The 25,999-nt window shown below is 65.5% G+C and carries 23 protein-coding genes; 15 read left to right on the top strand and 8 right to left on the bottom strand.

Annotated features, from left to right (window positions below; genetic code table 11):
- Positions 1-25: 25 nt before the first annotated feature.
- Entirely contained in the window at positions 26-1,540 is a 1,515-nt protein-coding gene (gene gatB / locus ABZ412_RS11520; protein ID WP_357279283.1) for an Asp-tRNA(Asn)/Glu-tRNA(Gln) amidotransferase subunit GatB, read from the top strand.
- A gap of 234 nt (positions 1,541-1,774) precedes the next feature.
- On the top strand, positions 1,775-2,605 hold the full coding sequence (locus ABZ412_RS11515) for a MerR family transcriptional regulator (protein ID WP_357279281.1): 831 nt from the start codon (positions 1,775-1,777) through the stop codon (positions 2,603-2,605).
- Positions 2,606-2,680: 75 nt separating this feature from the next.
- Here the strand turns inward: ABZ412_RS11515 and ABZ412_RS11510 are convergent, their stop codons facing one another.
- Positions 2,681-3,811 (bottom strand): PQQ-dependent sugar dehydrogenase, encoded by a 1,131-nt coding sequence (locus ABZ412_RS11510; RefSeq protein ID WP_357279967.1) that lies wholly within the window; start codon positions 3,809-3,811, stop codon positions 2,681-2,683.
- A gap of 198 nt (positions 3,812-4,009) precedes the next feature.
- On the opposite strand from ABZ412_RS11510, the gene ABZ412_RS11505 reads away from it, so the two are divergent.
- A complete protein-coding gene (locus ABZ412_RS11505; RefSeq protein WP_357279279.1) occupies positions 4,010-5,035 on the top strand; it encodes a DoxX family protein in 1,026 nt (341 codons plus the stop codon).
- A 152-nt stretch (positions 5,036-5,187) separates the two neighbouring features.
- On the opposite strand, the gene ABZ412_RS11500 is transcribed toward ABZ412_RS11505, so the two are convergent.
- The 3 genes from ABZ412_RS11500 to ABZ412_RS11490 form a co-directional block, all read right to left on the bottom strand.
- Entirely contained in the window at positions 5,188-5,508 is a 321-nt protein-coding gene (locus ABZ412_RS11500) for a hypothetical protein (RefSeq protein WP_357279276.1), read from the bottom strand.
- A gap of 16 nt (positions 5,509-5,524) precedes the next feature.
- Positions 5,525-7,366 carry a dihydroxy-acid dehydratase gene (gene ilvD / locus ABZ412_RS11495; RefSeq protein ID WP_357279274.1) on the bottom strand — a complete coding sequence of 614 codons (1,842 nt, stop codon included), beginning with the start codon at positions 7,364-7,366 and terminating at the stop codon, positions 5,525-5,527.
- 158 nt (positions 7,367-7,524) lie between these two features.
- A complete protein-coding gene (locus ABZ412_RS11490; protein WP_357279271.1) occupies positions 7,525-8,025 on the bottom strand; it encodes a PH domain-containing protein in 501 nt (166 codons plus the stop codon).
- 318 nt (positions 8,026-8,343) lie between these two features.
- Here ABZ412_RS11490 and ABZ412_RS11485 point away from each other — a divergent pair, with 318 nt between their 5' ends.
- The 4 genes from ABZ412_RS11485 (at position 8,344) to ABZ412_RS11470 (ending at position 12,622) form a co-directional block, all read left to right on the top strand.
- Positions 8,344-10,302 (top strand): acetolactate synthase large subunit, encoded by a 1,959-nt coding sequence (locus tag ABZ412_RS11485; protein WP_357279268.1) that lies wholly within the window; start codon positions 8,344-8,346, stop codon positions 10,300-10,302.
- Entirely contained in the window at positions 10,299-10,802 is a 504-nt protein-coding gene (gene ilvN / locus ABZ412_RS11480) for an acetolactate synthase small subunit (RefSeq protein WP_040860049.1), read from the top strand. The genes ABZ412_RS11485 and ilvN overlap by 4 nt, the downstream gene beginning before the upstream one ends.
- 73 nt (positions 10,803-10,875) lie before the next feature.
- Positions 10,876-11,877: a ketol-acid reductoisomerase gene (ilvC, locus tag ABZ412_RS11475; protein ID WP_213561376.1), complete on the top strand. Its 1,002-nt coding sequence runs from the start codon at positions 10,876-10,878 to the stop codon at positions 11,875-11,877.
- Positions 11,878-12,226: 349 nt separating this feature from the next.
- A complete protein-coding gene (locus ABZ412_RS11470; RefSeq protein ID WP_357279265.1) occupies positions 12,227-12,622 on the top strand; it encodes a Uma2 family endonuclease in 396 nt (131 codons plus the stop codon).
- 107 nt (positions 12,623-12,729) lie between these two features.
- Here ABZ412_RS11470 and ABZ412_RS11465 read toward each other — a convergent pair whose 3' ends face one another.
- Together ABZ412_RS11465 and ABZ412_RS11460 are read right to left on the bottom strand one after the other, a co-directional pair.
- Positions 12,730-13,035 carry a hypothetical protein gene (locus tag ABZ412_RS11465; protein WP_357279263.1) on the bottom strand — a complete coding sequence of 102 codons (306 nt, stop codon included), beginning with the start codon at positions 13,033-13,035 and terminating at the stop codon, positions 12,730-12,732.
- Between the two features lie 175 nt (positions 13,036-13,210).
- Positions 13,211-13,981 carry an SDR family oxidoreductase gene (locus tag ABZ412_RS11460; protein ID WP_357279261.1) on the bottom strand — a complete coding sequence of 257 codons (771 nt, stop codon included), beginning with the start codon at positions 13,979-13,981 and terminating at the stop codon, positions 13,211-13,213.
- Between the two features lie 123 nt (positions 13,982-14,104).
- Between ABZ412_RS11460 and ABZ412_RS11455 the strand changes: the two genes are divergently transcribed.
- The 8 genes from ABZ412_RS11455 (at position 14,105) to ABZ412_RS11420 (ending at position 24,331) form a co-directional block, all read left to right on the top strand.
- On the top strand, positions 14,105-14,728 hold the full coding sequence (locus ABZ412_RS11455) for a helix-turn-helix domain-containing protein (protein ID WP_357279258.1): 624 nt from the start codon (positions 14,105-14,107) through the stop codon (positions 14,726-14,728).
- Between the two features lie 64 nt (positions 14,729-14,792).
- A complete protein-coding gene (locus ABZ412_RS11450) occupies positions 14,793-16,037 on the top strand; it encodes a DNA cytosine methyltransferase (RefSeq protein WP_357279255.1) in 1,245 nt (414 codons plus the stop codon).
- Between the two features lie 94 nt (positions 16,038-16,131).
- Positions 16,132-18,693 (top strand): Z1 domain-containing protein, encoded by a 2,562-nt coding sequence (locus ABZ412_RS11445; RefSeq protein ID WP_357279253.1) that lies wholly within the window; start codon positions 16,132-16,134, stop codon positions 18,691-18,693.
- Positions 18,690-19,709 carry a PD-(D/E)XK motif protein gene (locus ABZ412_RS11440; RefSeq protein WP_357279251.1) on the top strand — a complete coding sequence of 340 codons (1,020 nt, stop codon included), beginning with the start codon at positions 18,690-18,692 and terminating at the stop codon, positions 19,707-19,709. Before ABZ412_RS11445 ends, ABZ412_RS11440 begins: the two co-directional genes overlap by 4 nt.
- The gene (locus ABZ412_RS11435) at positions 19,706-21,685 is read left to right on the top strand and encodes a hypothetical protein (protein WP_357279248.1); all 1,980 of its coding nucleotides are present in this window, start codon (positions 19,706-19,708) and stop codon (positions 21,683-21,685) included. Before ABZ412_RS11440 ends, ABZ412_RS11435 begins: the two co-directional genes overlap by 4 nt.
- Complete coding sequence (locus ABZ412_RS11430; protein ID WP_357279245.1) at positions 21,685-22,581, top strand: hypothetical protein; 897 nt, start codon at positions 21,685-21,687, stop codon at positions 22,579-22,581. Before ABZ412_RS11435 ends, ABZ412_RS11430 begins: the two co-directional genes overlap by 1 nt.
- Positions 22,578-23,420, top strand: a complete 843-nt coding sequence (locus ABZ412_RS11425; RefSeq protein ID WP_357279243.1) for a DUF6339 family protein — start codon at positions 22,578-22,580, stop codon at positions 23,418-23,420. The genes ABZ412_RS11430 and ABZ412_RS11425 overlap by 4 nt, the downstream gene beginning before the upstream one ends.
- Before the next feature lie 38 nt (positions 23,421-23,458).
- Positions 23,459-24,331, top strand: a complete 873-nt coding sequence (locus tag ABZ412_RS11420; protein ID WP_357279240.1) for an alpha/beta hydrolase — start codon at positions 23,459-23,461, stop codon at positions 24,329-24,331.
- Here the strand turns inward: ABZ412_RS11420 and ABZ412_RS11415 are convergent.
- Both ABZ412_RS11415 and ABZ412_RS11410 read right to left on the bottom strand, forming a co-directional pair.
- The gene (locus ABZ412_RS11415) at positions 24,324-24,683 is read right to left on the bottom strand and encodes a hypothetical protein (protein WP_357279237.1); all 360 of its coding nucleotides are present in this window, start codon (positions 24,681-24,683) and stop codon (positions 24,324-24,326) included. The genes ABZ412_RS11420 and ABZ412_RS11415 overlap by 8 nt on opposite strands.
- A 194-nt stretch (positions 24,684-24,877) precedes the next feature.
- The gene (locus ABZ412_RS11410) at positions 24,878-25,711 is read right to left on the bottom strand and encodes a type IV toxin-antitoxin system AbiEi family antitoxin domain-containing protein (RefSeq protein ID WP_357279235.1); all 834 of its coding nucleotides are present in this window, start codon (positions 25,709-25,711) and stop codon (positions 24,878-24,880) included.
- Positions 25,712-25,999: the final 288 nt, after the last annotated feature.

Genomic DNA, 25,999 nt, shown 5'->3' with positions numbered 1-25,999 from the left:
TCGGCGGGTAAATAGGATGGAGCGCATGAGCGCAGCGACCGTGGACTTGATGGACTACTCCGATGTCATCGACCGGTACGACCCGGTGCTCGGCATGGAGGTACACGTCGAGCTGGGCACCGCGACCAAGATGTTCTGCGGCTGCCCGACCGAATTCGGCGCCGAGCCCAACACCCAGGTGTGCCCCGTGTGCCTGGGCCTGCCGGGCTCGCTGCCGGTGGTGAACGAGAAGGCCGTCGAGTCCGCGATCCGCATCGGGCTCGCGCTGAACTGCTCCATCACCCCGTGGGGGCGGTTCGCGCGCAAGAACTACTTCTACCCGGACCAGCCGAAGAACTACCAGATCAGCCAGTACGACGAGCCGATCGCGCAGAACGGCTACCTCGACGTGGTCCTCGATGACGGCTCGGTCTTCCGGGTCGACATCGAGCGCGCCCACATGGAGGAGGACACCGGCAAGTCGCTGCACGTCGGTGGCGCCACCGGCCGCATCCACGGCGCCTCGCACTCGCTGCTCGACTACAACCGCGCGGGCGTGCCGCTCATCGAGATCGTCACCAAGCCCATCGAGGGCGCGGGCGAGCGGGCCCCCGAGGTGGCGCGCGCGTACGTGACCGCGCTGCGCGAGGTGCTCAAGTCCCTCGACGTGTCCGACGTGAAGATGGAGCAGGGCTCGATGCGTTGCGACGTCAACGTGTCGCTGATGCCCAAGGGCGCCAAGGAATTCGGCACCCGCACCGAGACCAAGAACGTGAACTCGCTCAAGAGCGTCGAGGTCGCGGTGCGCTTCGAGATGCGTCGCCAGGCCGTGGTGCTGTCCTCGGGCGGCGAGATCCTGATGGAGACCCGCCACTTCCACGAGACCGACGGCACCACCTCGTCCGGCCGCATCAAGGAGACCGCCGAGGACTACCGCTACTTCCCGGAGCCGGACCTCGAGCCCATCGCGCCCGACGCCGCCTGGGTCGAGGAACTGCGCGGCACCATCCCCGAGTACCCGTGGCTGCGCCGGGCCCGCATCCAGTCCGACTGGGGCCTGTCCGACGAGGTGTTCCGCGACCTGGTCAACGCCGGCGCGCTCGACCTGATCATCGCGACCGTCGACGCGGGCGCCTCGGTCGACGCCGCCCGCTCCTGGTGGGTCGCCTACCTCACCGAAAAGGCCAAGGAGAGCCAGGTTTCGCTCGAGGACCTGCCCATCACCCCCAAGCAGGTCGCCGAGGTGGCCGGGCTGGTCGAGGCCAAGACCATCAACAACAAGGTCGCCAAGCAGGTCGTCGACTTCGTCCTCGCCGGTGAGGGCGGGCCCGCCCAGATCGTCGAGACCAAGGGCCTGGGCATGGTCTCCGACGACTCCGCCCTGCAGTCCGAGGTCGAGAAGGCCCTCGCCGCCAACCCCGACATCGCCGAGAAGATCCGCTCCGGCAAGATCCAGGCGGCCGGCAAGGTCGTCGGCGACGTCATGAAGGCCACCCGCGGTCAGGCCGACGCCGCCCGCGTCCGCGAACTCGTGCTGGCCGCCTGCGGCGTAGCGGGCTGATCCAGCCCCAGGCACGATCGGCCGCTGCGTGTCTGCGGCGCTGACCGCGACACGTGCGGCTGGGGGCCGACCGGCGACAATCGGTGGCGCGCAGTGACTTCGCGTGCCGCCGGGTGGACCCCACCCACCGAACTCTCGTCCTCGGGGCGCGCGGCACCGGCCGCGCGCCCCGAGCGTTCTGAGTGATCATGAGCTTGACCCTCACACCGTGTGAGGCCCGAGCCTGGAGGAGTCATGTTCAGTATCGGAGACTTCGCCAGGTTCGGATCGGTGTCGGTGCGAATGCTGCGCCACTACGACGAGATCGGGCTGCTACCGCCGTCCGAGGTCGACCCGTACTCGGGCTATCGGTTCTATGCGGCCGATCAGCTCGCCCGGCTCAACCGCATCGTCGCGTTGAAGGATCTCGGCTTCACTCTGCAACAGGTGGCCGAGATGCTCGACGGTCAGCTGTCCGCGGAACGGTTGCACGGCATGCTGCAACTGCGTCGCGCCCAGCTGGCCAATCAGGTGGCCACGGACACCGCGCGACTCCAGTCCGTCGAGGCGAGGCTCCTGCGTATCGAAAGGGAGGGCGTCATGCCCGAGCAGGAAATCGTCGTGAAATCCCTGGCCCCCACGCTCGTCGCCGAAATGAGCGATGTGGCGGCCGAATCCGGGGAGGCCGCCGTCGGCCCGATCATCGAGCGGCTCTACCAGCGGCTGGGGACGTCGATCCCCGAGGCGGGACTCACCATCACCGGTGCGCCGGTCGTGTATTACGAAGAGCTGGAAGCGGGTCTGCGCGTCCACGTCGCCCACCAGGTCGCGGGCGCCGCCACCCCCGGCACCCCGTTCGAGCTGCGCGAGCTGCCCGCGATCACCCAGGCCGCCACCCTCGCCCACCGCGGCAAACTGTCGGAACTGTGCGTGTCCTTCGAGGCCATGGGCCGCTGGGCCGACGAGAACGGTTACGCCCCTTGCGCTCCCATCCGCGAGGTCTACCTCAACGCCCCCGGCGACCCCGCCTCCGCCGAATGGGTCATCGAACTGCAGATGCCGGTCGAACAGGCCGCTCGAGCCTGAGCCGGAACTCCGAGCCCGCGCCGGAAAGCGCAGCGGCGCACAGCGAGTGCTGTGCGCCGCAGCGTGAGCCTGTGGCTAGTCCGGACCGTTGCTGCCGTCACCCTTGTTCGGCGGCGGGATCCGCACCACACGATCGTCGTACTGGTTCGGATTGCCGTCGGGCTTGTTCACGGTGCCGACCCAGATATTGCCGTCGCCGCCGATCGCCGCGCCGTCGAGGCGGCCGTACTTGTCCTGCGCCAGCAGCGACGGCGCCGCGGTCACCGCGTGGGTGTTCTTGTCGGCCATGGCGACGGCCAGCGCTTTCTGATTGGTCATGGAGATCGCGACCGCGTCCGTGGCGGCCGCGCAGCCCGCGACGCCCGGGTGATCGGGCCAGGTCCACGCCTTCACCGCCACACCGTCGGCGCCGATCCGCTGCAACCGGTCCTCGGTGGCGGTGCGGTCGGTGATCCAGATCGACCCCTTGCCGTCCGAGCACACGCCGCCCGCCACCCCGATGCCGGACACCATCACCTCGGCGGCCGCACCGGGCGCGGGGGCGTTGACCCTCAGCAGCTTCCCGGCCAGCGAGCCGGTGTCACCGGCGAGTGCCGGGTTGCCCGCGTCACCGGTGAGCACCAGCATGCGGTCGGGCGCGGTGAAATCGATCGACCCGCGATTGCCGTTGGCGCCCTTCGGGATTCCGGTCAGGATCGGCTTGGGTGCGCCGCCGTCGGTGGAGATGCGCACCACCCGGTTGTCGCTCGGTGTCGTCACGTACGCGTAGACCAGGCCGTCCTCGCCGTAGGTGGGCGACAGCGCCAGCCCGGTCACGCCGCCGTCTCCGGCCGGGTCGACCTCCACCTTCGCCACTTCCACCGGCGCGGGCGGCTCGCCCTCGTCGGTGGCGACCACCTTCAGGATCCGCCCCGTGGTGCGCTCGGCCACCAGTGCGCTGCCGCCGTCGGGCAGCGCGACCAGACCGCCGGTGGTGTCCAGGCACGAGACCACCACGGCCAGATCGGGATCCACGCACGGCAGATCCGGACGCTTGGCATTGCTCGGCGGCGTCTTGGGGGTGGTGGTCTTGGGCTCGGCGTCCTGCCAGGTCGGCTCGGTGGTGAACGGGCTGGAGGCGCGATCGTCGAAGCGCGCGCACCCCGACAGCAGCACCGCGCCGAGCGTCATGCCCAGCACGACCCGCCCGGCGCCCGCGCGGACCATCCGTGCACCCACCCCGACACGGTCAGCGGCAACCAGACTCATGGTGGAGACGTTACGGAAAACCTGCTGTCACCGCTCGGACGGGGTGTCGCAAAAAGGCGTGCCGTGGCGAAACACTCCACCCTGGCGTGAATCGGTCAGCGGACACGCCCGCGTTCTGCCGGGTGCCGGACGGTTGCGGCTAATACTCTGGCCCGGGTGACGAACAAGCCGAACGAGCCGTCCGCCGCGGCGGGCGACGCCACGCCCGCAGCTCCGCGCCCGGCCGGTGCACCGGTCCGCAGCCCCTTCGACTCGCCGACCGAGCAGTTCGCCGCCTCGTCCGGCGCGCAGGCCACCGAGACGATCGCGCCGCCCGCCGACCCCCTCGGTCAGGCCGCCGAGCAGACCGGCCAGGCCACCGAGCAGACCGGCCAGGCCACCGAACAACTCGGCCAGGTCGGCGGCCTGGCGACCGAGAAGATCGCGCCGCAGAAGGTCGGTCACGGCACCGAGCGGAATCTGCCGCGCACCGACGAGGAACTCGGCCTCGATCTGGACGTCCCGCTCTACTCGCAGGTCAACAACGCCATCCCGGGCGCGGCCGACAGCAGCACCGCCGAGCCGTCCCCGACCTACTCCTTCGCGAGCATCCCCGCGGCCCCGGCCGCGCCCCCGGAGAACAACGGCCGCCGCCGTCGCGACGACCGCCGCGGCACCCTGGACCTCGGACTCCTCTTGCTGCGCTTGGTCATCGGCGGCACGTTCATCTACCACGGCCTGCAGAAGGCCTTCGGCTGGTTCCACGGACCCGGCTTCGACGGCATCAAGACCTCCATGGAAGGCGGCGGCTGGAAGCACGTCGACCTGGCCGCGCCCATGCTCATCGCGGGCGAGCTCGGCGGTGGCGTGCTGGTCGTGATCGGCCTGGCCACGCCGCTGGCCGCGGGCGCGCTGCTCGCGGTGATCCTGGACGCGTGGATGTGGAAGCAGGGCATGGTTCCCGGTTTCCAGTACTCCGCCAAGACCAACTCGGTCGAGATCGACTCGATCCTGGTCGGCCTCACCACCGCGCTCATCCTCACCGGCCCCGGCCGCTACTCGATCGACCGCAACCGCGCCTGGTCCACCCGCCCGTTCCTGGGCTCTCTGGCCGCGTTCGTCGCGGCGGTGGCCACGGCCATCCTGGTCTATATCTACCTGCACGGCGGCAACCCGCTCACCGGTGTCGGCCCGTTCAAGTAGCGGCCGCGGCCGCGGACGGTGTGGCCATAGGCTCGAAAAACCAAGCGGCCGGGCTCGATCCACTGGATCGAGCCCGGCCGCTTCGTATCCGGGGTGCGGGGCGGGGGCCCCGCGGATCTCCTCGAGGAGTGTGGGGGCTTGCCCCCCCAGCCTCACTGGCGTGCGGTCCAGGCTTCCCACTCTTGGAAGGTCTCCTGGTGGAGCTGGAGCACCCGGCTCGACTTCGCGTCGATCTCGCGCTGCAGCAGCGCCCGGTGCGCCCCGATCCGAACCTGCTCCTCGGGAGTCGCCATGAACTCGGCATTGTCGAGGTCACGCACCTCGGCCGCGAGGGCCTCGGCGTCGGCGAGCAATTCGCGGGCCTCGGCATTGCGGGCGTCGGAGCGATGCAGCATCGCCGTGTAGTCGGCCAGCATGGATTCGGCCTTGCCGACGAATTCGGTCTCGGCCTGGCCGATGTATTCGATTGTCATTCCCTTGCTTTCTCGATTACGGCACGCGCCGGACGGCACCCTTGTCGGCGGAGGTGGCGAGCGCGGCGTACGCGCGCAGCGCGGTGGTGACCGGGCGCTCCCGGTTCACCGGCTGCCACGGCCGCTCGGAGGCTTCCATCTTCACGCGGCGCTCCGCGAGAACGTCCTCGGGAACCAGCAATTCGAGCGCGCGGGTGTGCACGTCGATGCGGATGCGGTCACCGTCCTCGATGAGTCCGATGGATCCGCCGCCGGCGGCCTCCGGGGACATGTGGCCGATGGACAGGCCCGAGGTGCCGCCGGAGAAGCGGCCGTCGGTGATCAGTGCGCAGACCTTGCCCAGGCCCACGCCCTTCAGGAACGAAGTGGGGTGCAGCATCTCCTGCATGCCCGGACCGCCGCGAGGACCCTCGTAGCGGACCACGACGACGTCGCCGGGCTGGATCTCCTTGCCCAGGATCTTGGAGACCGCCTCCTCCTGGGACTCGACCACCACGGCCGGGCCCTCGAAGGTGAACAGGTCCTCGTCGATGCCGGCGGTCTTGAGGATCGCGCCGTCGGGAGCGATATTGCCGCGCAGCACGCACAGGCCGCCCTCGACGGTGTACGCGTTCGGGACGTCGCGAATGCAGCCGCCCTCGGCGTCGGTGTCCAACGAGGACCAGCGGTTGGCGGTGGAGAACGGCTCGGTGGTGCGGACCCCGCCGGGCGCGGCGTGGAACAGCTGCACGGCCTCGTCGGACGCCTTGCCCGAGCGCACGTCCCAGGTGTCGAGCCACTCGTCGAAGGAGGCGGTGTGCACGGTGGTCACGTCGGTCTCCAGCAGCCCGCCGCGGCGCAGCTCGCCGAGGATGGCCGGGATGCCGCCGGCGCGGTGCACGTCCTCCATGTGGTAGTCGGAGTTGGGGGAGACCTTCGACAGGCAGGGCACGCGACGCGAGATCTCGTCGATGGTCTGCAGATCGAAGTCGATCTCACCCTCCTGCGCGGCGGCCAGGGTGTGCAGCACGGTGTTGGTGGAACCGCCCATGGCCACGTCCAGCGCCATGGCGTTGCGGAAGGCCTTGGCGTTGGCCACGTTCCGCGGCAGCACCGAGGCGTCGTCGTCGCGGTACCAGCGGGTGGCGATGTCCACGATGACCTTGCCGGCCTTCTGGAACAGCGCGCGGCGGGCCTCGTGGGTGGCCAGGGTGGAGCCGTTGCCCGGCAGTGCCAGGCCCAGCGCCTCGGTGAGGCAGTTCATCGAGTTGGCGGTGAACATGCCCGAGCAGGAGCCGCAGGTCGGGCAGGCGGAGCGCTCGACCTCGCCGAGGCCCTCGTCGCTGACGGCCTGCGAGGCGCTGGCGGAGATGGCGGTGATCAGGTCGGTCGGGGCCTGCGCGACGCCGTCCACGATCACGGCCTTGCCGGCCTCCATCGGGCCGCCGGAGACGAACACGGCCGGGATGTTGAGCCGCATGGCGGCGTTCAGCATGCCGGGGGTGATCTTGTCGCAGTTGGAGATGCACACCAGCGCGTCGGCGGTGTGGGCATTGGCCATGTACTCCACCGAGTCGGCGATGATCTCGCGCGAGGGTAGCGAGTACAGCATGCCGCCGTGACCCATGGCGATGCCGTCGTCGACGGCGATGGTGTGGAATTCGCGCGGGACGCCACCGGCCGCCCGCACCGCCTCGGCCACGATCTCGCCGACGTCCTTCAGGTGCACGTGGCCGGGTACGAACTGGGTGTAGGAGTTCGCGATGGCGACGATCGGCTTCCCGAAGTCGGAGTCGGTGAGGCCGGTCGCGCGCCAGAGCGAGCGAGCGCCCGCGGCATTGCGTCCGACGGTGGTGGTGCGTGAGCGAAGCGGTGGCATTGGTCCTCGGTTCGTGTCGCAGGGGGCTGTTGAGCGACTGTCCGGTGGCTCACGACACGAGAATTCGGGTCTCGCGACGTTCCTCCGGCGGGAATCAACGTTACTCCCGGCCTATGACCCCGATTACCGCCGGTGGAAACTCCGCACCCCCGAAACGCCTACGACTTGCCGGATTCGCCCTCGGTCTCGGTGCCTTCGGTGTGAGATTCGTCTGCTTCGACCGGTTCGTCGGTTTCCTCCGGCTCCTGGGCGAACGGGTCCGGGATGCGCCCGCCCGAGGCGTCCACGAGGTCGGCGAGCCGGTTGTAGCCGACTGCGGGCAAGGTCACATCGGTGTCGTCGGCCAGGTGCAGCCGCAGGTACCCGCGCTTGGGGATGACCAGCCCGCGTACGTCGGCCCAGTCGATGTGCCGGGAGCCGAACAGGGTGCGGGTGTCGATGCCGTTGTCCGAGACGGTGGTCCGGGTCCGCTCGATCCACACCACCAGCGCGGCCGGGATCGCGAACAGGATCCACAGCACCTTGGGCGCCCCGAAGAACGGGAAGGCCACGGAGAACAGCAGGATGAACACCCCGAGGTGAGCGAGCCGGGGGATGCGGATCACGCGACCCGCGTCCGATTCGGCACCGGGCGTGTGGGACGATCGAGCAGGTGGCACGGACTGATGCTGTGAGGACACACCCACATCCTCGCATCATGGTGAACGGACCCGAACAACCGCACTGTCTCACATAATGAGACCCCATAGGTCAGCTGTTTGACTGAACGACTAGCGCGCGCATACCGTCGAGCGCGTGAATCGAATCGAGTTGCTCGTAATCGGCCGGCGCGTCCAGCGCTGAGCCGACGACTGTAGGTCCATTACGTCAGCTCGCAGCTGCGACGCGCCACCCTCGAACAGCCCTTGGCTGTCGGGGGCTTTTTTGTGTTCAGGCAAGTCCACGACTGGAACGACAAGCAGTAAGGAACCAAGACGGTGAGCGCACCTACCGCACGGCCCGGGCCCTCGGCCCGCAAGCCGGCGCCTTCGGCCACTCAGCCGACCGCGGCTCCGGCCGCGACCCCGAACCGCCGCCAGGTCCCGCCCGAGCGGGTCACCGGCGCGCAGTCGGTCGTCCGTTCGCTCGAGGAACTGGACGTCGACACGGTATTCGGTATTCCGGGCGGTGCGATTCTTCCCGTCTACGACCCGCTCTTCGATTCCACGAAGGTTCGCCACGTGCTGGTCCGCCACGAGCAGGGCGCGGGTCATGCCGCGACCGGCTACGCGCAGGCCACCGGCAAGGTGGGTGTGTGCATGGCCACGTCCGGTCCGGGCGCGACCAACCTGGTCACCCCGATCGCGGACGCGCAGATGGACTCGGTGCCGCTGGTCGCCATCACCGGCCAGGTCGGCCGTTCGCTGATCGGCACCGACGCCTTCCAGGAAGCCGACATCTCCGGCATCACCATGGCGTGCACCAAGCACAACTTCCTGGTCACGGACCCGATCGACATCCCGCGGATGATCGCCGAGGCGTTCCACATCGCCTCCACCGGCCGTCCCGGCGCGGTGCTGGTCGACATCCCGAAGGACGTGCTGCAGGCGCAGACCACGTTCTCGTGGCCGCCGGAGATGAAGCTGCCCGGCTACCGTCCGGTCACCAAGCCGCACGGCAAGCAGGTCCGCGAGGCCGCCCGCATGATCATGGAGTCCAAGGCTCCGGTGCTCTACGTCGGCGGTGGCGTGATCAAGGCCGACGCCTCGGCCGAGCTGCTGGAACTGGCCGAGCTGACCGGCATCCCGGTCGTCACCACCCTGATGGCGCGCGGCGCGTTCCCCGACACCCACACCCTCAACATGGGTATGCCGGGTATGCACGGCACCGTGGGAGCCGTTGCGGCGCTGCAGCGTTCGGACCTGCTGATCACCCTGGGCGCGCGTTTCGACGACCGCGTCACCGGCCAGCTGGACTCGTTCGCGGTCGGCGCCAAGGTGATCCACGCCGACATCGACCCCGCCGAGATCGGCAAGAACCGCCATGCCGACGTGCCGATCGTGGGTGACTGCCGCGAGGTCATCACCGAGCTGATCGAGACCCTGAAGGCCGACCCGGCCACCGGCGGCAAGACCCCGCTGCTGGACCTGACCGAGTGGTGGGGCTACCTGAGCGGTATCCGCGATGCCTACCCGCTGGGCTGGAAGACCCCGTCGGACGGTTCGCTGTCGCCGGAGTTCGTGATCGAGAAGCTGGGTCAGCTGGCCGGTCCCGAGGCGATCTACTGCGCCGGCGTCGGCCAGCACCAGATGTGGGCCGCGCAGTTCATCAAGTACGAGAACCCGCGCACCTGGCTGAACTCGGGCGGTCTGGGCACCATGGGCTACGCGGTGCCCGCGGCCATGGGCGCCAAGATGGGCATGCCGGACTCCGAGGTCTGGGCCATCGACGGTGACGGCTGCTTCCAGATGACCAACCAGGAGCTGGCCACCTGTGCCGTCGAGGGCGTGCCGATCAAGGTCGCGCTGATCAACAACGGCAACCTGGGCATGGTCCGCCAGTGGCAGACCCTGTTCTACGAGCAGCGCTACTCCAACACCGACCTGGGCACCCACACCCTGCGGATCCCCGACTTCGTGAAGCTGGCGGAAGCGCTGGGCTGCCACGGTATTCGCGTGGAGAAGGAAGAGGACGTGGAGGCCGCGATCCGCGAGGCGCAGTCGATCAACGACCGTCCCGTGGTGATCGACTTCATCGTCGGCAAGGACGCGCAGGTGTGGCCGATGGTCGCCGCCGGCACGTCGAACGACGAGATCATGGCCGCGCGCGGCATCCGCCCGCTGTTCGACGACGACGAGCAGGCCTCCGAGCCGGCCGTCATCCACGAGGCCATGTCGCACGAGAAGGCTTCGCTGGCCGCCCACGAGCGCGCCTCCCAGAAGGGGACCGAGGAATGACCACCACCCACACCCTCTCCGTGCTGGTGGAGGACAAGCCCGGCGTGCTGGCCCGCGTGGCCTCGCTGTTCTCCCGGCGTGGCTTCAATATCCAGTCGCTCGCGGTCGGTGGCACCGAGATCCCGGAGATCTCGCGCATGACCATCGTGGTGACCGTGGAGGACCTGCCGCTCGAGCAGGTCACCAAGCAGCTCAACAAGCTGGTCAATGTCATCAAGATCGTGGAGCAGGACACCGATTCCTCGGTCGCTCGTGAACTGATCCTGGTGAAGGTGCGCGCCGACGCGAGTGTGCGCACCCAGGTGATCGAGGCCGTGAACCTGTTCCGCGCCAAGGTGATCGACGTGTCGCCCGACGCGCTGACCATCGAGGCCACCGGCACCCGCTCCAAGCTGGACGCGCTGCTGCGCATGATGGAGCCGTACGGCATCCGTGAGATCGTGCAGTCCGGTGTTGTCGCCGTGGGCCGCGGACCCAAGTCCATCACCGCGACCCGATAAAGCCCGCGATAACCGCTGGCCCGATACTTCTCACTAACCAAACAATCTGAAGGGAACCACTGTGGCAGTCGAGATGTTCTACGACGACGATGCCGATCTGTCGATCATCCAGGGCAAGAAGGTCGCCGTGATCGGCTACGGCAGCCAGGGCCACGCCCACTCGCTGAGCCTGCGCGACTCCGGCGTCGACGTGCGCATCGGCCTCAAGGAGGGCTCGAAGTCCCGTGCCAAGGCCGAAGAGGCCGGCCTGACCGTCGGCACCCCCGCCGAGGTCTCCGAGTGGGCCGACGTGATCATGGTCCTCGCGCCCGACACCGCGCAGGCCTCCATCTTCACCAACGACATCGAGCCGCACCTGAAGGACGGCGACGCGCTGTTCTTCGGCCACGGCCTGAACATCCACTTCGGTCTGATCAAGGCTCCGGCCAACGTCACCGTCGGCATGGTCGCCCCCAAGGGCCCCGGCCACCTGGTGCGTCGCCAGTTCGCCGACGGCAAGGGCGTTCCGGCCCTGATCGCCATCGACCAGGACCCGACCGGCACCGGCCAGGCGCTGGCCCTGTCCTACGCCAAGGGCATCGGCGGCACCCGCGCGGGCGTCATCAAGACCACCTTCAAGGAAGAGACCGAGACCGACCTCTTCGGTGAGCAGGCCGTGCTCTGCGGTGGCACCGAGGAACTGGTCAAGACCGGTTTCGAGGTCATGGTCGAGGCCGGTTACGCGCCGGAGATGGCCTACTTCGAGGTCCTGCACGAGCTCAAGCTGATCGTCGACCTGATGTACGAGGGCGGCATCGCCCGCATGAACTACTCGGTCTCCGACACCGCCGAGTTCGGTGGCTACCTGTCGGGCCCGCGCGTCATCGACGCCGGCACCAAGGAGCGCATGAAGGCGATCCTGACCGACATCCAGGACGGCACCTTCGTCAAGCGCCTGGTCGCCAACGTCGAGGGCGGCAACAAGGAGCTCGAGGGTCTGCGCAAGGCCAACGCCGAGCACCCGATCGAGGTCACCGGCGCGCAGCTGCGCAGCCTGATGAGCTGGGTCGACCGCCCGATCACCGAAACCGCGTAAGGTTTCGCAGCCTCGACGACCCGCCGGACTCTGTGTCCGGCGGGTCGTTTCGTGTCGAGAGTCGACGGCACACGTCGGATTACCATGGGCGATGTCCTGTCCTCGACCTGAACCGACGTGTGAGAGGTGCCGGTGACCGTATCGCCCGCAGACGACAACATCCGGTACCTGACGGCCGAGGAGTTTCTCGCCGCCGAACCGGACGGGTTCAGCGAGACCGCCGGGGCCATCGAGATCGTGGATGGCCGGCTGATCCGGCTCATGTCACAGAGCGAGGCGCACAGCAGGATCGTGCGGCGTCTGGCCGCCGCGATCGAAGACGCGCGCCCCTTCGGGCCCGTGTCTGCGGGTGGCTTCCGATGTCGCTGTACGACTTCCGGATGCCGAGGACACTCGCGCCGACCGCCGTCTCAACATCCGCTACCCCGATATCTTCGTGCGCGATTGTGAGCCCTACGACGTCAACACGGTTCGCGATCACATCCACCTGGTGGCCGAGGTGATCTCGGGGGATACCGTCGACACCGATACCGGCGTCAAACGGGTGTTGTACGCGCTTGCTGGAATTCCCGTCTACCTGATCATTCATCTCGACAAGACGTGGGAAGCGATCGATCGCATCGAGGAGTACCGCCTCGATTGGTCGGGTAAGCGCTACGTTCCTCATCATGTCCACCACGCAGGCCTGATCCTCGACCGTCCCGTCACGCTGGCCGTGACATTTGAAGCGCTCCAGATGCCGTAACCCCTGAAGTGGTGGCGAGGAGAGCCGCGAAGGCCCGCCAGGATCGCACCTGACGGGCCTTCGACGTTCGCGCGTGGAGGAGGAACGCGCGGGTTTTGTATCGGGGCTTACCAGCTGCCACTGTGTGGCAGCATGTGCCGCCACCAGCAGTCGTTGTCGTTGCGGTGAGGGCGATTCCAGTCGTCGCGATCCCGATCGCGCCACCAGGCGTCCCGATCCCGGTCGCGGTCGTGACCGCGGTCCCGGTCCCACCAGGGGTTGTTCTGCTGATGCGGCCAGGCGACGTCGGCGGGCGCGCTGTCGACGGGCACCTCGGCACTCGCCGGAATCGTCACCGCCGCAAGCGGAATCACAGCGATGGCACCGGCAACGGCCACGCGAGCCGCCGTCCGGCGTAGAAATGTCTGCTTCATGGTTTGCAACTGTGCCCCAGTAACCTCCATCCGGGGAATGGATTTCCTGTGAATTCAGGGCCGAATGGTCCTCATGAATGACATTCACCCCGAGACACCCTGAAACTCGTTGCACGGCAACGGCCCCGCAGGAATTCTCCCGCGGGGCCGTTCGCAATTCGACTGTGGCAGTGGATCAGTAGTGCGTGCCGCCGTCGATCCGGATCTCGGTGCCGGTGATGAACGCGCCGTCATCCGACGCCAGCATGGCGACGACGCCGGCCACGGTGTCGGGCGAAGCGAAGCCCTGACCGATGCCGGGGGCCAGCTTCATGAACAGGCTCAGGTCGGCGTCCGCGGGCAGACCCGGGCCCTTGCCGCTGGTCATATCGCTCGAAATCGACCCCGGCGCAACAGCGACCACACGCAGGCCCTGCTTGGAGTACTCGGCGGCCAGCGCGTGGGTCATGGACATGATGCCGCCCTTGGACGCGGCGTACGCGGACATGTACGGGTGCGCGAAGAACGCGGACGTAGAGGTGAAATTGACGATCACACCCTTGTCCGAAGCCAGCAACAGCGGCAGCGACTCCTTGATCATCAAAAAGGTGCCCGTCAGATTGATGGCGATAATCTTGTTGAAATCCTCGACCGGCTGCTCATGCGTATGCGCCGACCGCAGAATCCCCGCCGCATTGATCAGCGCGTCGATCCCGCCCAGCGCCTCGGTAGCCGCAGCCACCCCAGCCTTCACCGACGCCTCATCAGAGATATCCACGGTCAGGGTCGTGAGCCGATCCCCATTCCCGTTCTCCGCAGCCTGCTTGGCAGTCTCCGCAAGCCCCGCCTCATTGACGTCGGCCCCCACAACCTGCCCACCCTCGGCCAGGATCCGGTGCACGGTAGCGCGCCCAATCCCCGACCCGGCCCCGGTGATCACTACTCGACGCCCGTCAAAACGCTCCATTGCGACTCTCCTTAGCTATGTTCCAGCCTCTACAAGACACGTTACGCCCATGTGGCACGTCATGCCAGACTGGCATCCCGTCGACTAGGATTGGTTCAACCAGCCCGCCCAAAGGAGGTGAAAATGTCCGCCCACCCCATACTCCGCCCCACCCTCGCCGAACGCCGCAAACAAGAAACCCGCATGGACATAGCCCGAACCGCAGCGCGGTTATTCGCCGAACACGGCACCTCCGAGGTCACGGCCGAACAAATCGCCTCCGAATCCGGCGTGGCATTGCGCACCTTCTACCGCTACTCCCGCACCAAGGAAGAAGCGGTAGAACCCCTCCTCGCCGCTGGCGCCCAACGCTGGTTGGCTGACATATCCGACGGTCCTCACCGCCTCCCCACCCCCGCAGAATTCGAATCCGCAGCCGTTCGCTCGCTCACGCTCGGTGACAGCCCCGAAGACCTCGAAATCACCCGTGGACTGCTGACTGCTATGAACGATGACCAGGCGCTACGCGCGATCTGGCAGCGGATCAATCTCGAGGCTGAACGTGAACTGTGCGATGTTCTGACGAAACTGGCTGGACCGCACGCAGATTCGATCGCGGTCCGAATCGCTGCCGCAGCCTCGGCCGGTGCGGTACGGGTCGGCCTGGAATTGTGGGCTATGGGTGCGAGCACGCCGGATGGGCAGGACTCACCGGACGCGCTCGTGGTCGAGTGCATGCGACGGTTCAGCTCCGCGGTCCGAGTCTGAATCCTCTTGCTATTGGCTGGATGCGCGGGGAAGCCAGGAGGTTGCACCACTAGGATCTGATCTCATGCCCTCCGAGACCGTCGACGTCGAACTGTCCGTCGATGCCGTGGACCCGACCGAGGTCGAGATGATCGACCTGTTCGCAGGACCGGGCGGTTTGGACGTCGCGGCCAGATGGCTGGGAATACCGGCGGTTGGCATCGAGGTGAACGAGGACGCGTGCCGAACCCGGCGCCAGGCCGGCCTCGGTACCCGACACGCGGATGTACGGAAGCGCGCGCTGCTCGATGACTTTCCGAATGCGAAGATTCTCACCGGCGGTCCGCCGTGCCAGACGTATTCGGTCGCCGGCTCGGGCGCGGGGCGCCGTGCATTGACACTAGTCCTCGGGTTCGTCGACCGAATCGCCCGCGGTGAACGGGAACAGGTCGAGAAAGAGCTGGGAGAACTCGACGACGAGCGCACCGGCCTGGTCCTGCAACCACTGCTGTGGGCGATCGAGGCGTTCGAGAAGGGTAGACCGTTCGAAACGATCGTTCTCGAACAGGTTCCGACGGTGAAACCGGTGTGGGATGCCTACGTGTCGGTTCTGAAGGACTACGGCTACGACGTCGCGGTCGACCTGGTTCACACCGAGCAGTTCGGAGTTCCTCAGACACGCCGGCGGGCGATTCTGATCGCATGCCGAAATCGCGAGGCGGTCTTTCCTCGAGCAACTCACCGGGCCTTCAACAAGCGACTCTCACGTACGGAGGGGGTTGCCGAGCTGCGTGAGTGGGCCACGTTGGGTGAGGCGTTGACCCCCCCGAAAGCCGAATGGGTGGAGAAGCTCGAATTGCCCGAGCGGCCAAATGAGTTCGAAGTTGTGTCGAACTACGGCACCGGCGGCAATCCGAAACTGCGTGGCAAACGCACGTCCAACGAGCCGTCCGCGACGGTCACCGGCAAAGTCCGCCGCAATCGGATCGTGGCCGACGGTGAGGACCTCGCGCGATTGTTGCCCGAGGAAGCGGGCCGCCTGCAGACCTTCCCGCTCGATTACCCGTGGTCAGGCAATGATCAGTATCAGCAGGTCGGCAATGCCATCCCACCCCGCGTTGGTGTGCACATCCTCGCGGCGGCACTCTTCGGGAAGAAACCGAACGAGGACGCGCTCGATCGTGCGGTCGGTGGATCGTGGGACGAGGCCCTCGCCGATCTGCACCAGCTCCGACTGTCCCTCGAAGACTTCCAGGACCAGGAGGGGCGCGCCGATTCGGGGCGGCAGGCCGAGCTGTTCCCCGTGGACCTGGACAAACTGCCTGTCTAGCGAGGTATGACGGTTAGTGCCAATCTCATCGGGGTGGCGGTGAACGGCTTTACGCTGTGGCGAGTACTTGGCAACCGAACCTAGGGGGAAAGCAGTGTCCGAGCCCGATGACGACGGCTTGTACGAGATCTTCGAGGCACTACTCGATCGGTACACGCCCGAGAATGCGATCAAGCGGCTTTCGGGGTTCGCGTCACCCGCCGCGGTGCAAGGCATTCGGGATCGGCACGAGCACAACCTGATTCGCATCCGCGAGATGGAGGAACCGCGTGCCCTCTTTCTCGACAATCGCATCACGTGGTACACGGGGCCCCAGCCAGGGGACAAGTACTGGCCCTCGTTGCGAGCCGTCCTGTCCGGCGACGGATGGTCCACCGGGGCCATCGACAACCTGGACGAATCGTCGACCAGAATCGTCTCTCTGCTGAATCATCCTCGTGAGAAAGAGTTTTCGGCCCGAGGTTTGGTGGTCGGATACGTCCAGTCCGGCAAGACGACGAGCTTCACTGCGGTTACCGCGAAGGCCGCGGATCGTGGGTACAAGCTCTTCATCGTCCTTGCCGGCATTCACAACGGGCTGCGGCGCCAGACCCAGGCGCGGCTGATCAAGCAGTTGGTCGAACCCAATCCCGGCGGTTGGTCCCAGATCACAGATCTGGAACACGATTTCACGCCTACCGCGAACCCCGCCAGCTATTTCAGCAAGGCGAACAACACCCACGTCCTGTGCGTCGTCAAGAAGAACGCAACGGTCATGCGTAAGCTCGTCAGGTGGCTGAGCAATGCATCGGAGTATCTGACCGATTGTCCCGCATTGATCATCGATGACGAAGCCGATCAAGCCTCTGTCGCGACGAAGTCGATCAACCCGCTAATCCGGGAGCTGTTGGACAGCTTGCCGAAGTCTGCCTACGTGGGTTACACGGCTTCGCCGTTCGCGAATCTGTTGATCGATCCGTCTGCCGACGACCTGTATCCCCAGGACTTCATCGTCAATCTACCCAAGCCGGCCGACCATTACGGCACGGAAGTTCTGTTCGGGCGGTATGCCCTCGACGGCGAGAATCCGGAAGACGTCGATGACGGCTGGGACATGATCCGGACCATCCCGGACGACGACGTGCCGCTGGTGCGGCCGAAGACGAAGGCGGAAGCCGAAGGGTTTCTGCCCACCATCACAGACACGCTTCGCAATGCAGTCCTGTACTTCTGGCTCGGCACGGCGGCCCGGCGCGTGCGCGGCACCGGAAACCCGCACTCCACCATGCTGATTCACACCAGCGTCCGAACCTCGGTTCACAATAGCTTCCGTGAACCACTCGAGTGGCTCCGCGACGCGACCGCACGTGAGCTGGATGAGCTGGGTACCCTGGCCGAGCTTCGGAAGCTGTGGGATGAGGAGACGGCCAAGGTTGCCGCCTCGGACTTCGGTGAGACGAAGGTCGAATTCGACGAGCTGCTGCCAGAACTGCGTGGTGTGCTTCGCGACTGCCGAGTCATCATGGACAACTCGGGAAGTGTCGAGCGGCTCGACTACGAGAACGGTCCGGTGGTCGCAATCGCAGTCGGGGGAAACACGCTCTCCCGTGGTCTAACCCTCGAAGGCCTCCTGGTCAGCTACTTCGTCCGAGCGGTGACCGTCTATGACACATTGCTCCAGATGGGGCGATGGTTCGGGTACCGCACCGGGTACGCAGACCTGCCTCGCATCTGGATGACGGACGAGCTCATCGACTGGTTTCGGCACCTGGCGACCGTCGAGGTCGAGATGCGGCGCGATATCGATATCTATCTCACCGAGGACAAGACGCCCCGTAGTTTCGCGGTTCGGTTGCGGACCCACCCCTCGCTCAAGGTCACTGCCGCCGCGAAGATGGCCGACGCGGTCAACGCGCATGCCGGGTACGGCGGAAAACGTGTGCAGACCAGGTATTTCCACACAAACGCAGAGTGGTTGCTCGGAAACCAAGCCGCAGCCCGTGCATTGGTCTCGCAGGGTCTGGCAGTCGGCGCCAAACTCGAGAGGAAACCCGACGAAGGGCTCTTCATCATTCGAGATGTTCCGAGCGACCTCGTCCTCGACTTCCTGCGGAGCTACCAGTTCCACGAGAAGTCGCAGGAGGCTGATGCGGAGCTGATGGGCCGCTATATCGAGCGGCGGATTCAGTACACCGGCGCGCTCGGCCGCTGGGATGTGGCGATTATCGGCAATGTTCCAGGTTCTCCGGACGAGAATTTCGAGTTCGCAGACGGAATCGCGGTCAAGCGGATCATTCGTTCGCGACTCAAGACCCCGGGAATCGATTACGCGGACATCAAGACCCTCATGAGCCGTCGAGACGCAGCCATCGACCTGGATTGTGACATCGCAAACCTCACGGAGCAGCAGATCTTCGCCGAGCGGACCAAGCGACTACCCGATATCGGATTGCTGGTTCTTTACCCGATCGACAAGCTATCCGAGCCCCAGCCGAGCAAGGCCAGCCGTACCGCCCTCGACGCTGCCGAACACGTCGTCGGGGCCGGGTTTGTTTTCCCCAAACCTGTGGAAGGCGACACCGTCGTCGCCTACGAAGCGCGCTATATCTCCGCCGATCTCTCAGGTCTCGAGCCGGAGGAGGAGGACCTCAGCATCCTCGAAGCGGAGGACCAGTGACCGACCTCGGTCGCCGCGCCGAACTCGATGAACACTGGCGGCAGCTCGGACTCGGCCGGCCGACGAAGGAAGGGGCGCTTCGGGTCTCTGATCTTTCGGTCGAAACGGCCCGAGGCGCGGTCTCCACCGGTATCGATTCCGCCGGTTGTCGGCATCTGTTGGTGCCCATCGGATCTCACCAAGTAGTGCGTAAAGGCATTGACGGTCCGGTTCTGCGGCTGAGTTCGCGGCCGCTCGAATCCGAGGACGAGTACCAGAACTACGCTGATCTCGCATGCCTACAGCCTGCATTCGATGGTGTGTTCACCACGTTGTGCATCGATGTGCTGGAAGCGATATCGAGCTCGACGAGCAATCCGATCAAAGGTCTGTACGCGGCGTTGGATACGTGGCGAGCGCTGTTCCGGACCGCAGGCGGCAGGCTGGGGCCCGAACAACTGGCCGGATTGTTTGGCGAGCTCCTGATGCTGTGTCGGATGCTCGAGCTGAACAGTAGCTCGCAGAGCTTGTGGAAGGGGCCGACCTACTTCCGGCACGACTTTTCCTCCGTGACAAGAGCATTAGAGGTGAAGTCGTCGACAGCAAGCGAAGGTCGAAGGATTCGTGTACACGGCCTCGATCAACTGGACCCGCCGGTCGGCGGTGAGCTCTCCTTGGTCTGGGTTCGGTTGGAACGCAATGACGTCGGAGGGATGACCCTTCAGGACCTCGTCGACCGAGCGCTCGAATTGGCCGACGACACGGTCGGCCTGCTGGCGCAACTGCACGAAGCGGGCTACCGCGCCCAGGATATCGCTCACTACAGCGAGGTCGGCTTCGCAGTCGCCGAAGAGCGTTGGTATCGCGTCGATTCGGATTTCCCACGCCTGACGAACAGCATGCTCGCCGACGCTGGTGTCGCCGTGAACGTTCGGGACGTCGAATACAGTGTCGATCTTTCGTCGGAACCGCCCGCTGCTCTGAGTGATGACCGGGCGACTGAATACCTGCTTTCCATGATCGAGGAGATGGTTTGACATCGCCGGGGTGGTTTTCGCAGCCCTACCCGCCCGAGGGTGCGAGTGCCGCGGAGGGGATCAGAAACCAGCTGGGGAAACCCGAGCTGGATCATCTGACGATCCTGGTGCGGGAGTCTGCCCAGAACAGTTGGGATGCTCGAAAGAGCCCAGGAACCACCGTCGATTTTCGCATCGACCTGCAGACTGTCAGTGCTGCTCACACGGCGGCTTGGCGGCAGCATCTGCTCCGGAAGGCTCCGCTCAACGAGCACCTTCCGCTGCGGGAGTCGTTGCGCAAAGGTGTGATCCGACTGTTGTCGATCTCGGATAGGGGAACCCATGGATTGGGCGGCCCGACTCGTGCAGACGAAGTAACCGGAGCTCGCACTGACTTCGTTTCGTTCCTAAGAAACATCGGGGAGCCGCGGAACACCGAACTCGGCGGTGGGACATATGGATTCGGCAAGGGAATCCTCTATTTGATGTCGAGACCCGGGGTAATAATCGTGCATACCCGTTGCCGGTACGAGGGCAGGTTCCAGACGCGGCTGATGGGCGCTGCGATGTGGAAGAGCTACCTGGCGGCGGACAACAACCTCGGCGAGCGCCGCTTCACCGGAAGACATTGGTGGGGTGATGACTCGGGGGAGGTGATCGAGCCGTTGGTCGGCCCGGACGCAGAAGCCGTGGCCCAGCAGTTGGGTCTGCGACCATTCGGTGCTGACGAGACCGGAACGACGATCACGCTGGTCGACCCCGATCTGGAGGACGGAGAGCCCGCTGAGATAGCAGCGTATATCGCGGAAACGATTGCATGGCAATTGTGGCCGAAGATGGTCGAACAACCCGACGGGACAGTCCCGATGCGCTTCGCCGTGACCTGCGACGGGATCAGCTATCCGGTTCCTGATCCTGCTGAATTCCATCCGCTGCGGCTGTTCGTTGCGGCCTATCGGGCGATGTCCGGTTCCGATGGTCGTGATTTGTGGTGCAAACGTCCGAAGCGTCTGCTGGGCAGATTGGGCCTGCAGCGCAAGCCCGTGCTGCCGATGGAGCCGACCAGAGCGGCGGAGATCGCCGGGATCGATCGGAGTGTGCATCATATCTGTTTGATGCGTCCGGCCGAGCTTGTTGTGACCTATTGGCAGGGCCCCAAACCCGCCAGCGAACTCATTTCGTACGCAGGTGTTTTCCGCGCCGACGTCGCTATGGACGACATATACGCATCCGCGGAACCGCCGACCCATGACAGCTGGAACTTTCAGTCGCTCGAGAATCCAGACCGATCATTCGTCAGCACCACTTTCCGCCGATTCAACGAAGAACTCGCAGGACTGCTCGATCTAGCAGGCAGCGGGGCTACCGAGGTCTCGCAGGTGTCGCTCGGCGCTGCGAGTGACAAGTTCGCACCGTTGGTGGGTGGGACTTGGGGGATCGGCAGTGCGACGGATTACGGGCGGCCTGGAGACACAAAGGCACCGGTGCCTGGCCGTCGCCCCGCGCAGCGCGAAGATCCCGAGTTCGACTACGAGTACATCGAACCAGAGCCTGCGCCGAGTGCGGTAGGAGTCAATGGCAGTCAAGGCAATGGATCCGGTGATCGGACAGCGGGTGGCGGATCGACGGGAACGCCTGTCCCCGAACGGCGCAGGGTGCCGCGTGCGCGAGTCACATACTGCGGTGATCCGTATCTGGACGAGTACCAGGGGACAGCTGTACTGATTCAGGAGTTTCAGCTGCCGGCGCCGATGGTGCAGCGCGTCGGTGTCGAACTGGCGGTTGCGTTGACGACAGACGGTGGTCGCGAGACCGACCCGCCGCTCGGTGCCGAACAGCCGGCCCTGGTCGGTTGGGAGGATGACTGTGGAGGCCTGAGCGCTACACCCTCTTACGTCATCGAAGGCGGTGACGGCAAGATTTGGAAAGCCGTCGTGAAACCCGCAGCGGACACCATGACAGAGATCCTGATCACCGTGCAGCGGGTGGGTGTCTGATGCACGTGCGCGCCTTGCCGTATCGAATTCCCGACGCCCGTGCGATCGACGCCCACCAGTGGCGTCTCGATCTCGACGGCGGCGAAATCCCCATGCCCGAGGCCTACCCGCACTGGGACTATCAGACTGTGTTGACGCTCCGCAGGCAGGTCGATATAGATCTGGGACGGGTGATCGCCGAGTCCAAGCTGGCTCCGGGCACATCGCTGACGCTCGCGATCGTCTGGACGGCCACAGGATCGAGTCTGCGTGGAACCGGAGCACGCATACCGCTTACCGCAGATGGCCCCGTTGAAGTCGTCGTGGTCCTGCCGGGCGCCGATCTGGGTGGCACGCTCCAGCTCGACACCATCCTCCTGCTGTCGGAGCGCCGGATGGGTTCCGATCGACCGGTGGCCGCCCGCCGTGCAGGATCGGTGCTTTGGAGTGATCGGCACAGTATCCGTCTCCAGGGTGATGCGCCTCAATTCCCCATGGCCATCATCGATTTCGAGAATACGACCTACCCCGACGATGCTGGTTGGTATCTCGATATCGGATCCAACCTGGAAGCCGCCACGATGGGGTCGTTGCTGCTACTGGTGAACGAACGCAAGCGAGTCATTGCGAGTGCCCTCGAGAACGCGGCGAAGCCCCGTGCTCAAGACCAGGTCGCACTGTCGATGGTCTATATCGATGTCGCGCGGACGATGGTCGAGCATGCATTGGCCCAACCCGACTTCGAGGACACCATGGCCTACCCAGACGATTCGTTGGGGGCGACGCTCCAGGCTTTGTTCGCGAGGTTGTTTCCGTCAACCACGATCAGCGAGATCCGAGCTCTCTCCGCTCGCTCACCGAGCCTGCTCGCCTCGGACATCCAGGCGGCGATCAACAATCTGGAGGGTCTCGCATGAACTTGCTCTACCCGCGGCTACTGAAACCGCGAGCTCGCGAACTCGCACACGAACAGCGGACGCTCGAGCTCGAGGAGCTGACCAAGCGGTGGCGTATTTCGGATGAGTCCGCTGTGTACATCGCGACCGGTGGCGCTCGAACGCAGGGCGAAAGCCTCCGTCGGATTCGCGACCTGGTTCTGTCGCTTGCCGAGGCTTCGGGCTACCCCGATCATCCGAGTCCGGCGCAGTCCGGCGCGTTCGACCTGGCCGTTGCCGAACATCTGCATCGCGAAATGCACCTGGCTCCGGCTGAAGCATCGGCCACGGACGTCTGGGCATTTCAGTCTCTCGTTCTCATGCCGGACATCGCGCAATGGAGATTTCCTGGGAAGACTGCGTCGGACCGCGCGTTCAATGAGCGTATTCGCGGCTCACGGTTGGATCGGCACGTTTTCGGTCGGCTGTGGTGGCGAGCGCAGTTGGTCCACTCGCCGGAGGACCCCAATCCGTATGCTGCACTGAATGTTTTGGGAGAGGCCGCCTTCGACCAGATCTACGCCCGCCGATCGACGTTGGGTGCGAGCCCGCACATGGTCAAATCCATCTTGAGGGTGTGGAACAGCCTGGACTTGCGCGGGCTGACCGAGCGCGAGGTCTTGCGGGACTTTCTGAAGAGACTTCTTCGGTTGGCTCCGTTCGTGGCGTTCGATGCCGTTGACGACGGAAGTCTCGATGTCGAACTTCGCGCAGTCGCCCATGAGACCGTGTTCGCGGCGCTCGTGGTCGCCGGATGGGATGGATACGAGGCGTCTCAGCGGGCGAACGCCGCCGTCGCCGGTTCGGCGGTCATCGCCTGAGTCGAGCAGGGGCGTGAATTGGCGGGGTAGCGTGGGCTATGGCTTCTGATCAGGATCCGCCGGTAATCCCGGGTGTTCGTAGGAGCTTTGTGGAAGCGCGGGGTGTTCGATTCCATGTGACGGAGGCCGGGGAGGGGGAGCCTGTGTTGGCGTTGCATGGGTGGCCGCAGCATCACTATGTGTACCGGGATCTGTTGGGGAATCCGCCGGTGGGGATGCGGGTGATTGCGCCGGATCTGCCGGGGTACGGGTGGTCAGGGGCGGCGGGGCATCGGTGGGCCAAGGATGATGTGGCGAGCGACCTGTTTGCGCTGATGGATGCGCTCGGGTTGGGGAGGACGCTGCTGGTCGGGCATGACTGGGGTGGGTTCGTCGGGTTTCGAATGATTCTGCGGGAGCCTGAGCGATTTCGAGGGTATCTGGTCTGCAATATGGCGCATCCGTGGTCGCCGGCTGGTGTGGTGGCTCGGCAGTTCTGGCGGCTGTTGGCGTATCAGCCGCTGATGGCGACTGTCGGGGTGCCGTTACAGCAGCGGACACGGTTCTTGGAAGCGCTGTTCGGGGCGGCTGCGAAGGGGGAGGGCCGGTTCGATCCGGAGACGATCGCGATCTTCGCGGACCGGTTCAAGGATCCGGTGGTTGCGCGGACCGCGCGAGATACGTACAGGACTTTCCTGTTGCGGGAGGTGCCTGCGTCGATACGGAATCCGGAGCGCCGGCGGGCTTCGGTGCCGGTGCGTGCGCTGTTCGGGAAAGACGATGCGGCGGTCCACTATTCGCTGGCCGCCGCGGAGACAGCGAAGGCGGACGACTACACGCTCGAGTTGGTGGAGGGGTGCGGGCATTTCGTCGTCGACGAGCGGCCCGATTTGGTGCGGTCGCGGTTGATCGCCCTGGCAGCCGCTAGCTGATGCTGAACACCCAGGAGCCGTTGCAGCCCGACGCGGGCGCCCAGCCGGGCTCGTAGCGCCAGGAGGTCTGAGCGCTGCCCGGGGTGTAGCTGATATTCCATCCGCCGGTGGCCGTCGCGATGGGATTGTCGTTGTAGTTCAAGGAGGACAACGTAAAAGGACTGATGTTCCAGTCGACATCGCCGAGAATACTGCTGTGGACGGTGATGTATGCGGTGCCGGCCATCTGGTTGTCCACGTATAGGCAGGCGTTCGGGTACAGGTCGGCGCGTGCCGGCGCGGCCATGACGGTTGCCGCGGTCGCCGTGGCGGTGGCTACGAGTGCGATTCTGACTGCGGACGTCGGTCTCATGCTGTTCACCTTTGTCGGTTCGATGTCAATTGCTGTGTGCTGGAGCGGAAGTGCTCAGCGGAAGTAGTTGATCGTGGTGGCCTTGAGGGTGGCTTAACGATTTCTTGGAGGTGTGGTTGGCCTCCGGCTCCAAAACGGGTTGCTGCCAGCCAGGAAACTGACTGGGGGAAGGGTGTTTTGGAGCGGTAGAACAGTCATGGGTGCCAGCGGGTTCGTCGGCGGTGGCGAATCGCCGCAGCTGCTTCGTCCGCGCATGCGTCGAGACGTTGGAAGACGTCGGCCGCGGCATACCGAAGGATGAACCATCCCTCGAGGGCGAGAGCGTTCTGCCGACGGCGATCATGTCGGAATGCTGCCGGGGTCGAATGGAACTCACGTCCGTCGATCTCGACAATGGTGGACGAGCGTTCGTCCACGAAGTCGCACCTGTACTGGCCGACTGGATAGTTCGGGAGTAGGTGGATATTGCGCTGGAGCATGGCGCGGGCGAAAATCCGTTCCGGTTCCGAGGCGAAGCCTGCTGCGGCTGCTCTGAGGTGCGCTCGCAAGGCAGGCGAGCCGTGCAGCCCTGAACAGAGATCGAGCAGGTCCTGTGGTCGTACAGTCCGGCCGGTGTGATTGTCGATCAGAGCCTCGGCTTCCGACTTCGGAAGAACGCGGAGGCAATCCAACAGAGTGCGGGCAGCAGTCGTCATGGGCAGGTCGGACGTGAGGTCGATCCAGTCCGGCCGGAGGTCACGCCGGTAGAGACGCAGCCACCAGGGTGTCTTTCGGCGGACGGTGGTCGGAGCGGTTGCCTCGACATGTGGTGGTTCGGGGAGCATCCCGGCCAGCCAGGCCGCGGTGCGGTGGCTCAGGACCGCGGACGGGAGCCAAGTGACCACCGCATGGCATTTCACGAGGGTTGTCGGCTCGACGGTGCAGTAGATCCCGGGAAGCAGTCGGGTGGAAGTGCCCTGGCGGCAGCGATAGTCGATGGTGCTGTCGGATATGCCTTCGGCTCGGAGTTCGGCGCGGGTGCGGATCATTGTCCGAGCGTGGCAGAGCTGTTGCGATGATGGCCTACCTCGAACTGGGTGAAGACAGCGAGCTGTGGACAACCCCGAGGGTGTGAAGATTGCGAGGCAGACTGGCGGTGACCTGGTGGTATCGGCGCGTATAGCGCTGTAGGCCGGGCCAGCGCCGATAAGCTATCAAGGGCGATTCTGGACGGATGGCTAGAAATTGGTCAAGTGACCGACTAGTCTGCGGGAAACCTGGAATGGAACAGGTTCACTCTTTGGCGTGGCGGCTCGTGGTCGCTGTGGCGCGGTGAC

Origin of the sequence: Nocardia sp. NPDC005746 (assembly GCF_040630785.1) — a bacterium.
GTDB lineage: Bacteria > Actinomycetota > Actinomycetes > Mycobacteriales > Mycobacteriaceae > Nocardia.
This window is presented reverse-complemented; position numbering and strand designations above follow the sequence as displayed.

Excerpts from the sequence above, each read along its gene's own strand:
- ABZ412_RS11450 (WP_357279255.1), top strand. The coding sequence starts at position 14,793 with ATGCCCTCCGAGACCGTCGACGTCGAACTGTCCGTCGATGCCGTGGAC.
- ABZ412_RS11510 (WP_357279967.1), bottom strand. The coding sequence starts at position 3,811 with ATGGTCCGCGCGGGCGCCGGGCGGGTCGTGCTGGGCATGACGCTCGGC.
- ABZ412_RS11430 (WP_357279245.1), top strand. The coding sequence starts at position 21,685 with ATGCACGTGCGCGCCTTGCCGTATCGAATTCCCGACGCCCGTGCGATC.
- ABZ412_RS11465 (WP_357279263.1), bottom strand. The coding sequence starts at position 13,035 with ATGAAGCAGACATTTCTACGCCGGACGGCGGCTCGCGTGGCCGTTGCC.
- ABZ412_RS11410 (WP_357279235.1), bottom strand. The coding sequence starts at position 25,711 with ATGATCCGCACCCGCGCCGAACTCCGAGCCGAAGGCATATCCGACAGC.
- ABZ412_RS11500 (WP_357279276.1), bottom strand. The coding sequence starts at position 5,508 with ATGACAATCGAATACATCGGCCAGGCCGAGACCGAATTCGTCGGCAAG.
- ilvC (WP_213561376.1), top strand. The coding sequence starts at position 10,876 with ATGTTCTACGACGACGATGCCGATCTGTCGATCATCCAGGGCAAGAAG.
- ABZ412_RS11460 (WP_357279261.1), bottom strand. The coding sequence starts at position 13,981 with ATGGAGCGTTTTGACGGGCGTCGAGTAGTGATCACCGGGGCCGGGTCG.
- gatB (WP_357279283.1), top strand. The coding sequence starts at position 26 with ATGAGCGCAGCGACCGTGGACTTGATGGACTACTCCGATGTCATCGAC.
- ilvD (WP_357279274.1), bottom strand. The coding sequence starts at position 7,366 with ATGCCACCGCTTCGCTCACGCACCACCACCGTCGGACGCAATGCCGCG.
- ABZ412_RS11420 (WP_357279240.1), top strand. The coding sequence starts at position 23,459 with ATGGCTTCTGATCAGGATCCGCCGGTAATCCCGGGTGTTCGTAGGAGC.
- ABZ412_RS11425 (WP_357279243.1), top strand. The coding sequence starts at position 22,578 with ATGAACTTGCTCTACCCGCGGCTACTGAAACCGCGAGCTCGCGAACTC.
- ilvN (WP_040860049.1), top strand. The coding sequence starts at position 10,299 with ATGACCACCACCCACACCCTCTCCGTGCTGGTGGAGGACAAGCCCGGC.
- ABZ412_RS11515 (WP_357279281.1), top strand. The coding sequence starts at position 1,775 with ATGTTCAGTATCGGAGACTTCGCCAGGTTCGGATCGGTGTCGGTGCGA.
- ABZ412_RS11455 (WP_357279258.1), top strand. The coding sequence starts at position 14,105 with ATGTCCGCCCACCCCATACTCCGCCCCACCCTCGCCGAACGCCGCAAA.
- ABZ412_RS11415 (WP_357279237.1), bottom strand. The coding sequence starts at position 24,683 with ATGAGACCGACGTCCGCAGTCAGAATCGCACTCGTAGCCACCGCCACG.